The sequence below is a fragment of the Pseudoalteromonas sp. APC 3224 genome, from assembly GCF_030407535.1.
Taxonomy (GTDB): Bacteria; Pseudomonadota; Gammaproteobacteria; order Enterobacterales; family Alteromonadaceae; genus Pseudoalteromonas.
In genome coordinates, this window is sequence record NZ_JASDDF010000048.1 from 1 (window position 1) to 10,738 (window position 10,738).

The following is a 10,738-nucleotide window of genomic DNA, read 5'->3' on the forward strand; positions in this document are numbered from 1 at the left end:
CTTGTAGTGTGATTTTTTGCAATGAAACCATTCTAATTTTGTTTAATTCTGATTGTTTTCATACTTTATACGGAAATAATCAAAAGGTACATTAAGGATGTTTTTTTCTTTTTTAAAATCTAGAGTTAACTTTACTTTAAAGTTAATTTCAGTTTCATTTTTTTTAACAAGTGCAAATTTAGCCGCTCTGACCCTATCAGAAATAAGTGCAATAGACTCTCAAATCAAGCAACTTCCCAGTCAGTCCGATAACGGGCTTAGTCAAATCCCCAATTTAGTTGAGCAGTTAAACGCGGCTGAAACGAGTAATAATACCGAGCGTGAAAAACCGAATCCTAATACAGTAGAATTAGATGAAGTATTGGGTGCAATATTAAATAGCAAAATGGGATTGGCGGAGCATATTTACGAATACAAATTATATGATTATCTGCAAAATGAAATGCAGTTACTTGCGGCTGGCACAGATAAAACAGCCATTGTTCATAAAAGTATTAGTTTAAATATTTTGTTAGCAGGCCCGAATGCAGGCGCTGAATCGTTTTTTGTTACCTATTTAAATAGTGACGAAATAGGTGGGCTTAGATTACGTGAAGCGCTGATGTATTTTACTTTACATCCTAACAATGCTGTTAAAGACAGAGCCAGCTTTTTTGCCAGTGAAAAAGGGCACCCTATTTTTAGAGGGCCTGCGAGCTGGGTGTTTGGCAAATTAAGTAGCATTGATGATACCGCAGCAATTGCACAGCTAACTGCTGCACTTAATCAGTCTATTATCGACAATTATGGTTTTGATACGCAGTTACTTACGCTGCTGGGGCTTGCTGAGGTTGCAAATATTAGTTATTTAAAGGCCAACTTTTCTAATGTTGGCCTTGATAAAAGCCTACTCGAACTAGGCGAACGCTACATCAATTTTAAGCGCGCAAGCGGTACAAATAAAAGCCAGCTTATTAGCAATACCTTTAATAAAAGCATGACTCGCTATGAAAGAGATGAAGCGCTTGGTTATATTTTAAAGAACAATAAAGCTGATCTATTAAAAGAGTTAGGGCTATTGTTTGATACAGACAACGGCCTTGTGTTATCGCCTGAGCTGGCGCAACTTGCCACTATTTATGGCTACCAAATTAATGGCAGTGCCGACAACCCCATTATTAGCGCTAAATAATTATTAAAATAGAAGGTTAATAGTGTGAAAAATTTAGTAATGTACATGAGTGTGCTACTGGCGTGTTTTTTGACATCGGGCTGTGATTTTTTATTTGATAAAGCGCATGGTTATCGCGGACCCATTGTTGTGACGATTGAAACAGAGGATGGCTCAGTGCCAGAATTTCCTTTTTTGATAGAGTCTGTGTACACAGAGTCATGTGGTCATAGTAGTTGTGGCATAGACTCAGGTTATAGATACTTTAAAACTGCCTATGCTAATAAGCCAATTACCTTCCCACGGGATCGTGTGGATTTATTACAACCCAATGCCTATGCAACAATTCTTTTTAAGGTTACCCATCCTAATTATCACTACAATGTATTTACGCGAGGCTTTGGGCCCACCGATGCTGATGATCCTATTCATATCACGTTTACCGTTAAGCCGTTTGCTGAACAAATGAATAAAGTAGCTGGGTGGGCGACTGGCCCTAAACAAGACATGCAAAACTTTACACCTGAGAGCAGAGAATATAAAAAAGCAGACATTCGGTATCGCCAAGCGCGCTTTAATTTAGGAAAGACGATTAAAAGGCACATTACGGTGATCAAAACTTTTTACTTACCCCATTTTTCAAAACGTATGCAACAACGGGTTATTGAAAAGTATCAACCGATTTTTAGAGCCTGGTATTACGGCGTACCTGAAACGGATTGTTGGGATATGGTTGACTGTAGAAAGCAAATTTTAAAACCAAGGAAGGCTGAGTATGAAGGACTATAAGCGTAAAATAATACTGACTTTTGGGGCGGTAATGGTATTTAATTGTGCAGCGCACGATACCAATACCAGCCACCCACGTATTACAGAAGCAATTTTTAAATCTCTAAAATCGCAAGATGAAAGTATTACTAATTATTTTCAGCTATATCAAACCCACCCCGATTATGTCACTAAACTTGTGGGAGATGCGCACTATGCGGTGGAACTAGATCAGCCTTACCCTTATTTATGGGGCTACGACCCGCAGTTCGATGATGCTGATGAAAAAGAAATTGACGAGGATCAGGCAAGCCCAAACTACCCTGCATTTAGAAAAAAAAGCCTCAATGTACTTGATGGGGTGGTGATGGAAGACTCCCCAACTAATCGCGTAATGTCGCATTTTCAGCATGCTTATACCGGAGCTCCGATGTCAGTTGATGATTGGCTAAATGGTGCAAATTGGCTCGTTGATTCTCGTTATGGAAGAATAGAGCCGAGTGAAATAACCGCAGGGCGATTTTTTAACGATGCAATACATACCATGGGGTATTTAAATACGATAGATGATTTAAACGAAATGGTAGGCGATGGTAATGGAAGGCGAAGTCTGGAAAAGCAAGGGCGGAAACTGAGCGGCGCTAAAGCAATGTGGTTATTTGGTCACGCACTGCATCACGCTGAAGACATGAGCTCAATCGCGCATATACATGGTGATGCTCACTTAACTTTGGCTAAAGACTCTCTTAGCGAACCGGATGACTATGAAGCACACTTTATCCCCAGCAAGATTTATGAGTTTATAAAGGGGTTAGATAAAGATTATTGGTTCGAGCCTGTTAGCCTTAGTAAAACCATCAACAATGCAGGGCAAATTTGGGGGCGTAAAACAGACCCTGCAACTTACGCCTTACTTGAGAATTACCTAGACCCGGCGAATATGTCGCGGGGTATTTATAATACGGCTTTGTTTCAAGCTGATTTAGCTATTGATTTTTCATACGCTCCCCTCGATTTTTCATATTCAGATCCATTATTAGTTGAAAGGGATGGTAAGTATTGGCGCTATGATGAAAAAGCCACCCAAGCCTCTTATAAGGCTGCTGGTAAGCTTTGTGGCGGGGGGGAGCTAAGTAAAATGTTTTACTTTGGTGATTTAAGCGATTTTGACCGCTCTGAAGGTCCTAACTTTAACGCGTGCGGTTTAAGAGTAAATATAGACTCTAGAGCGTTGCCTGAATACGAAATAATGCATGCTGCCGCTAAGGTGTTTGGGGATAGCGGTAATTTTGAAGCTCATGGGTTTCATTATGATGGTCGCTTTAATAGTTTTTATTCGGATTGGTGGGAGGCCAGTGTTTTTGGCGGCCCTGAAGGTTATTACTACATAGAAGAAACAATGAAAGGGGTGGTATACGAAGGAAAAGCATTCTTTAGAGACATAGCTGCAGGAGAAATGCTGCTGCGACCTCATTATATTAGGCAAGATATCACTAAACCTCATTCAGCGAATAACCCGCTGATTAAAACCTGCACTGATTGGTCAGTATCTGCGCTGCGTTGTTACAAGGGCGATAGCTTATTAGAGCGTTTTGCTGAAAAGCTTATTCCTTATTCACTTGAGTTTTTAGTGGGCTACAGTCAGTTTTTTTATGATGTTGCTAATTTGCCACCCTATTTACAACAAGTAGAAGTAATACAAGACGAGCGTAAACGCTATGGTATGAAGTGGCAGGGTAAAATTAATTATACCGGGCGCATAGAAATGACCCACGAAGAGGGGAATGGTGAACACACCATTGAAGATTTTGCTTATATTGCCCAGCGCTACAAAGCGCAAACCATTCCTAATTTATCTTTTATAACGCAAGATAAAGCGATTAGCATTAATTTAAAGTTTAACGAAGCTATTAGAGCGCCAGATGCACAGAACAGTGAGTTCTCGTTGGGGCTTGCATTAAACGAACAACAGGCCTTTTTTGATAGCCGCAATTTAGAGAGTGCGATTTTAGCTGACTCAAGTTTTAAAGGGTGTTTTACCGTGGGGTCATCTGAAAATCTGACTAGCAACTGCTGGCAAATAAAGGTCCCCTCAGCGGCCTTGAAGTCGCTATTTAGTGGCGATTTAAATGGGCGCGTTACTTTATTAGTACAGGCTGCTGATATGAATAACCACAGAGACCTAAATGGCAAACCAAGCGACAACCTTAACCATGGTGCGCTGTTAGATGCCACACCGACAACTCCAGCAAGGCGCTATGTAAAACGTAGCGGGGCTGAATATACTATTTTTGATGATGGTAAGGCTCGTTATAGTTCGCAAGAAAACCTCTATTATTGGCACTCAGATACATCAAAACCTGGCAACATGTTTGGCACTTATGCAAATAAACAAGGCGCATTTGCCTACGATCCAGGTTATGACAAAAATCACATTTTATTGTTCGACAGTCGTAAGCCTGAAATTAGGCTGGAAGTGACAACAGGCATTGCGTTGCCTGAAGATAAAAAGGAGTAAGTTATGAGAGCAATTACCTTGGTTATTATACTAATACTAAGCTTTGCAAGTTCTGCCAATGACTTTAGTAAAGAAATTAAGCTTGCCGATAATGTTGTGCAAGGGCGTGTTATGTCTAAAAGCAGTGAGTGGGTTGGCGGTAAAGTAGTGACTTACCATCAAGTTTTAGTGCGCGATGACTTAATGGCGGGTGCGTTAGGTAAACCTGCTCAAAGTGAGCTGGTAATTACACAAGCAGGTGGTACTGCTGTTCATCCTGTTTTAAAAGTGGCTATATCACAGACTATTTCGCATCAAGTAACGCTAAAAGAAGGGGATGAAGCAATATTTTTTACCCACACTGACCCGTTAGGGCAACAGCAACTGGTAAAGGGGCAAAATTCGGTCGTAGCAGTGCAAGGAATGGGTACTGATAATGTTGTTTTGCCGGCCTTTAAACAGCTAAAAGTGTCAAAAATTTCACCGCAACACGCTAATGTATTACGCGCAAAACAGACGACTGATGTGGTAGGTAAAGCTGTACTGCAGCAAGAAGCGTTAACTTTGCCAAACGCTAAAAAAAGGATCAAGCAGTTGCTCGCAGATAAGCTGGCTAAACAAGGAAAAGACGATGCGTAAATTAATGTTAATCGCCGTATTTACGTGTTGTACAAACGCAAAAATGGTGAGTGCTGAGGAATCAAAAGCGGTGCAGTCTCTTGATGTTTTAATGAGAAACCAACGCGTTGAAGTTATCAGTATGGAGCAAGCTAAAGCGCAACAAGCAAAGTTTAATAAAGATTATTTTAGTCAAGCAAAGCGTGCTTATGCTCAAGGCTTAAAAAAAGTAAAGCAACCAACAGGTAAGGTGATTCATTTAGCACATGAAAAAATCAATAAGGTTAATTTTACCGATAAGTTTGTTGTAAGGCGAATTGATGCACAAAAACTTGCTCTTGGGGCAACGGGCATTGCCAGTTTAAAACAGCAACCTGATGTTAAAATTTACGACCTTGATGAAGACCTAAATACCAAAGTTAACGCGGAAGATAAAACCCCGGTAGATAAAACCCCGGTAGATAAAACCCCGGTAGATAAAACCCCGGTAGATAAAACCCCGGTAGATAAAATAATACCTGCAAAAACAAACAAGGAAGTAAATGAGTTATGATAAAAAAAATAATAGCTTTGCTCTTGCTGATTGCACTGTTTAGTGGTTTGCCATTGGCTGCACAGACAAAATACTTACAGTTTAATACGACACCCCATAGCAGTGAAATGATATTTATTGATGCTGTTACTATACAAGATGACAGCATCCCTGTTACTTACTTTAAACTTGGGGCAGACGAGCAAGTAGTGAATGCTTCATTGCGCACACTTAAGAGTCAAGGCATCACAATTAATTTACCGACTGTTCAGCAAATGCTTTTGAGTGAGCAATTACCTTATATTATTGCGCCAAGTGCAAATCGTGAGTTTGGCCAGCATTTATTAGCGGTCCCTGAGTTAGGTAAGTATCCAATTGCTATTACAGCGGGCTTTGGTAAAAGTATTTTTAATCTTGCCAATTTAGTTTTATCTGAAGCGCCCGCAACGGCCATGGAAGAGTATATTGTTTTAACTACTTGGTGGGATCCCGCGCAGCCTTTATCTGAATTAGTAATCAACTTTTCGACCATAAAAACTGGCACCAAAGCACAATGGTTAAGGCTGCAATATTTGTGTGAGTTAACTCTTTCACCACGCAATGGGCTTGAGCTGCTTGGCAGTGCACAGCAATCTTACTTAATACAACTCTCTGAAAGTCAAGATTGTATCAACTAAAAAGGACGTAGTTCATGAAAACTGCAAATTGGATTTGCCGACTTCTTATGTTGGTTACTATTTCTGTGTCTGCTGGAAGCCCATCTTACATATTAAACGAATCAAATCAGCTTGTGCCACAACTATGGCATAAAAACAATTTACCTTACAAATGGCATTTGAATGAGCGCGGTTATTCACCATTAGAGTTCAGCGTGGTTGAGCAAGAGCTACAACGTGCATTTTTAGCCTGGCAAACTCTTCCAGATAGTAATGTTACTTTTGAATATCAAGGTATTACTCAGCAATCAGGAAAAGGAGCTGGTAGTCAATTATCTAGCTATATTGATGGAGTAAATGTTGTTTCGTTTGTAAATAATGAATATAACTTCCCAGAGAGTGTGCTAGCTATTTGCAGTACTTTTATTTTTAATGACGAAATTATGATTACGGAAAATAATTTTGATTTAAATGGTGATGGAGAAGGTGATATTCCAGTAGGTTTGTATCCGGCAGGGACCATTTTTAATGCTGATATTTTTTTTGATGGGGCCAAACCTTTTTCTCCAGAACTGCTCTACTATACAGCGTTGCACGAAATTGGCCACTGTATTGGTTTGCAACACAGCTCTATTGAGCACAGTGTGATGTACCCTGCCGCAGATAATGATATAGCGCGAGGCGCGATTATAAAAAATGATGATAGTTCTACTTTGGCAAGCTATATGGAGGCGCCTCAGGTTGAGCAACGTTACGGTACTATAAGAGGTAAAGTATTAAATGGTGTAACCGGCACAACGGTAAGCGGTACACATGTTTATGCTGTAAACAGTGAAACTTTAGAAAAAGAAGTGGGTACATACAGTTTAACCGGTGGTGAATATCGTTTATTTTTACCAGTAGGTCAGTATTTTTTAAAAATTGAACCGCTAGATGCTTCACATCCAGGGCTAGAAGCTGAGCGGCTGGTATCTGTTGTTAATCCGCCTGACAACACGTTTTTTGACCGCGAATATTTTGATTTAGATGAGTCATCTTATGAAACAGAAGCAGAGGAACCTAAGTTATTTGATGTCACGGCTGGGGCGGATATAGCCGATATAGATTTTTATATTAATGAAAAAGTAACCAGTGAATTTAAGTTTGACCTAAAAAAAGGCCTTAATTATTTTGGGTATCCGCAAAATGTGCCTTTTGGTTTAACATCGCACGATTTATTGCAGCAGTTATCGGCGTTTATTGAAGTGAACCGAATTGAGAGGTTTAACCGCGATACGGGCGGTTTTGAATTTGCTTTTATGTTAGACGGTCAGCCGCAAGGCATTCAGTTCGATATTCAAGAGGGGGAAGGTTATTTAATCAGCAGTGACACCGATGGTGAATTGATTTTCCCTGGGGCTACCTATTGCCATGAGTTCGAACTAAAAAAAGGTTTGAATCTTGTCGGGATTACCTGCCCACCTGCAAATTTGGACTCTTACCAGTTTATTCAGGCGATAGGTTCTAGCGAGATCATTGAGAGCATACGTTACTATGACCCTGCAAAAAAACAACATTTAGAAACCCGTTACCAAGGTGACCAAGTTATTGGTGATAAGTTTGCTGTACAGCATGGCTTTGCTGTGGAAATTCGCATGTTGGCGGACAATGGTATATTTAAGCTTTCAAAAGTTGATGTTTCGGCTCCAGTTATAAACTATATTTCTCCAGGTACAGCGCTACCGAGAGATTATGTTTTAATATCGGGACAAGGGTTTATTGCTGACCCAGATCAAAATATTGTATTGATAGGCGGGCAACGTTTAGTTGTGCAGAGTGCTTCCCATGACTCCCTTTTAGTGCAAATACCAAGTGATATGAAGGCTGGTGAATATTTGCTCACGGTAAGTGCAAATGAACTAACAAGTAATAGTGTGCCACTAGCTGTAAAAGCCCGAGAGCAAGAAGAGAAAGAAGATGATATAAATCAATTACTATCTGGCATGGAAGTTAAAGGTAATATTAGTGCCTTTGGCGAACAGGATGTTTATACATTCGTTGCACTCGAAGGCTCTAAAGTGAATATTAATGTGAGTCCTTTAAACAGTCAGCCAGGGCTCAGTCTACAATTACTTAACCCCAATGGAGGCTTGCTTATTAAACGCAGTGCGTCTTCGAGTGAAGGCGATATTAACCTGCAAAATTACCAAATTAAAGAAACAGGAATTTATACTATTGTCGTTTCGGCTGTGTCGGTTGGTGCTTATAAGTTGTCTATCTCTATAGATGCTCCTCTGGGGGCTGCTAGAACATCAGCATTAATGGGAGAGTCGCAAGTTGCTGTAAAGGGCACTGAGCTTAAGCAAGCGATATTATTACTTGTTACTGACAAGCGCGGACAGCCAGTGACCAATGCTGATGTGGTTCTTTCTCAAAGAGTGGTTGAAAGTAAACCCAGTAGTAAAGACATTAATATTTTGGCGAATGCTCTTTCAACTCCAAGCCCCAAAACAATGAGTAGCCGTATTCAAAATTCTCCGCAAGTGGCCGCGGGTGATACTTACCTGAAAACACTTAAATCAGACAATTATGGGTTAATTGGGGCAAGTGTTGCAGTACCTGATTTAACTAGAGACTTTCAAATTGTGGTGAAGGTACCTAGCTTTCCCGATATTGAGCCCATTACATTAGATGTAAAAGTAATTGATGAGCCAATAGCACAAATAAAAATTGATAAAACAGAGCAAAACTGTGGCAGCAAATGTCCGGTGGGTGCTGAGTTACCAGAGCCATGGCGCGCTACTTTTTTAGATGAAGAAGGGAATGGAATTAAAGGTGTGCCTGTTGAATGGCTAGTTATTTCTGGTGGCGGAAAGCTTGGTGCAAAAAGTGGAGAAACTTCACAAACTCGTATAAAAATTGAGTCCGATGCCAGCGGGAAAGTAGAGATTTTTCATAAGTTGGGCGAAAAGCTTTACTTGAATAAAGACGTAAGTGATCTAGATGAAACTCTGGTGAAGTCACCGCAGGTCGTCATGATGTCTGTACCAGGTCAGTCTGCTCCTGTTGTGTTTACTGTGGATGTGAAGGCTGGCCGAGTAGCCACTGTTACACCAAGTAGAGCAACCGATTTACAGAAAACATTATTGACTCGATTCATAAATAGTTTAGGGCTACAAGTTAAAGACAGCTTTGGTAATCCAGTTGCAAACGCCCAAGTAACCGTTTTATCACCAACGCCTGATTCTGGTATTGAAATTACTCCTGGGTATATTGATGGTGCCCAATTAACTGGGCACCAAACGAACGAACGTGGAATTTGGCTTGGATCAATTAGTGTTGGTCTAATAGTCCCAACTATCGATGAATTTGGTAATAAAGATACGGTTGGATTAGCAGAGGCTTACTCATTAAATCTGCAAGTAGGTAGTCAAAATATTAGCTTTAAACTTGATGTAGATATGGGGCCTATATTAGTACCTGACCGTTCAATGAACAGTGCTTTGATAGGTCAGCCACTTACAAAGCCCTTTACTTTTAAGCCACATGGTTTTATGAGAAACCTTAAGGTAGATCCATCTCAGGTCCTTGGGAGCGACAGGGTAAAATTAAATAATATTTCTATCAGAAGAGGTTATTCAGGAAACGTTGAAGATTATGGATGGAAGCATTATGAAAGTGCATTTGTTTTTTACGATATCAATCGCAGTGATTTTTCAGAAATCAGACGGATTCTGTCTAAAGGAGATGAAATTCACTTTAGTGTATTAGGTAAACAAAACATGGGAGTCGAGATTGAAGCAGTTGATACTCTCCTAAGTTGTGAAGAGGTTAAATATACTAACGAAATACCCTATTGTAGTGGGGTATTTCAATCACGTGCTTATAGGGAAAGAGAAGGTGCAGTAAATGTTAACAATGTTGGACATTACAGCACAAGAAAGCCAGTGGTTATAAAAGCGGTTATTCCTAATTTCTCACACGGCGTACTAGTGGGTTCAACGACAGTAGCTCCTAAACCACCTAGTAGCCAACCTGATTTAAAGCCTGACATTTTATGGTGGGATGTTGCTAAAGAGTCTTATGTTAAAGATTTAACAGGTGTTGCTTGGGTTTATCCTCAGCCTATTAGTTTATCATTTGTTATAGATGATAGCTTTGCAGGGACAAACGGTAGTACTAGTGTATACCCAGGGATTAAAGCTGTAAGTGGAATTGACTTAGACAAGTTAAATATCACTATGCCAGACGGTTCAGTGATTAATGGACAAAATATTCAAGACAGCTTAAGACTAAATCAAGCGCCAAATTATGCAAGACTTTGGCTTGAACACCATCAAATTTCACACCTAAACGATGATGTTATAGCCAGCTCACCTGAGCACTTTCAACTAATTTACGAGCCTAATTCTTCCACGCTAAGTGATGGAGTTAATACTATCAAATTGGGCATTGCGGATTCGGCGGGGAATATAGCCACTGAAGTGAGTTGTTCGTTTACATATCCAACGTCAATTCAGTGTCAGGAGTAGGGAAAC

At 40.1% G+C, this 10,738-nt stretch carries 7 protein-coding genes; all 7 read left to right on the forward strand.

Annotated elements, in window-relative coordinates; translation table 11 throughout:
* The first annotated feature begins 97 nt into the window (after window positions 1-97).
* Genes QL989_RS17725 through QL989_RS17755 form a run of 7 tightly spaced genes read left to right on the forward strand, consistent with a single transcriptional unit; the run spans window position 98 to window position 10,732 of the window.
* Complete coding sequence (locus QL989_RS17725; RefSeq protein ID WP_290171453.1) at window positions 98-1,171, forward strand: hypothetical protein; 1,074 nt, start codon at window positions 98-100, stop codon at window positions 1,169-1,171.
* A gap of 24 nt (window positions 1,172-1,195) precedes the next feature.
* Complete coding sequence (locus tag QL989_RS17730; protein WP_290171454.1) at window positions 1,196-1,939, forward strand: hypothetical protein; 744 nt, start codon at window positions 1,196-1,198, stop codon at window positions 1,937-1,939.
* Window positions 1,926-4,436: a hypothetical protein gene (locus tag QL989_RS17735; RefSeq protein WP_290171455.1), complete on the forward strand. Its 2,511-nt coding sequence runs from the start codon at window positions 1,926-1,928 to the stop codon at window positions 4,434-4,436. The genes QL989_RS17730 and QL989_RS17735 overlap by 14 nt, the downstream gene beginning before the upstream one ends.
* A 3-nt stretch (window positions 4,437-4,439) precedes the next feature.
* A complete protein-coding gene (locus QL989_RS17740) occupies window positions 4,440-5,054 on the forward strand; it encodes a hypothetical protein (RefSeq protein WP_290171456.1) in 615 nt (204 codons plus the stop codon).
* Window positions 5,047-5,586: a hypothetical protein gene (locus QL989_RS17745; RefSeq protein WP_290171457.1), complete on the forward strand. Its 540-nt coding sequence runs from the start codon at window positions 5,047-5,049 to the stop codon at window positions 5,584-5,586. The genes QL989_RS17740 and QL989_RS17745 overlap by 8 nt, the downstream gene beginning before the upstream one ends.
* The gene (locus QL989_RS17750) at window positions 5,583-6,242 is read left to right on the forward strand and encodes a hypothetical protein (RefSeq protein ID WP_290171458.1); all 660 of its coding nucleotides are present in this window, start codon (window positions 5,583-5,585) and stop codon (window positions 6,240-6,242) included. Before QL989_RS17745 ends, QL989_RS17750 begins: the two co-directional genes overlap by 4 nt.
* A gap of 14 nt (window positions 6,243-6,256) precedes the next feature.
* Window positions 6,257-10,732: a matrixin family metalloprotease gene (locus QL989_RS17755; RefSeq protein ID WP_290171460.1), complete on the forward strand. Its 4,476-nt coding sequence runs from the start codon at window positions 6,257-6,259 to the stop codon at window positions 10,730-10,732.
* Window positions 10,733-10,738: the final 6 nt, after the last annotated feature.

What these genes read in the sequence shown, in the direction of transcription:
- QL989_RS17725 (WP_290171453.1), top strand. Translation starts at nt 98, where the DNA reads ATGTTTTTTTCTTTTTTAAAATCTAGAGTTAACTTTACTTTAAAGTTA.
- QL989_RS17735 (WP_290171455.1), top strand. Translation starts at nt 1,926, where the DNA reads ATGAAGGACTATAAGCGTAAAATAATACTGACTTTTGGGGCGGTAATG.
- QL989_RS17740 (WP_290171456.1), top strand. Translation starts at nt 4,440, where the DNA reads ATGAGAGCAATTACCTTGGTTATTATACTAATACTAAGCTTTGCAAGT.
- QL989_RS17745 (WP_290171457.1), top strand. Translation starts at nt 5,047, where the DNA reads ATGCGTAAATTAATGTTAATCGCCGTATTTACGTGTTGTACAAACGCA.
- QL989_RS17750 (WP_290171458.1), top strand. Translation starts at nt 5,583, where the DNA reads ATGATAAAAAAAATAATAGCTTTGCTCTTGCTGATTGCACTGTTTAGT.
- QL989_RS17755 (WP_290171460.1), top strand. Translation starts at nt 6,257, where the DNA reads ATGAAAACTGCAAATTGGATTTGCCGACTTCTTATGTTGGTTACTATT.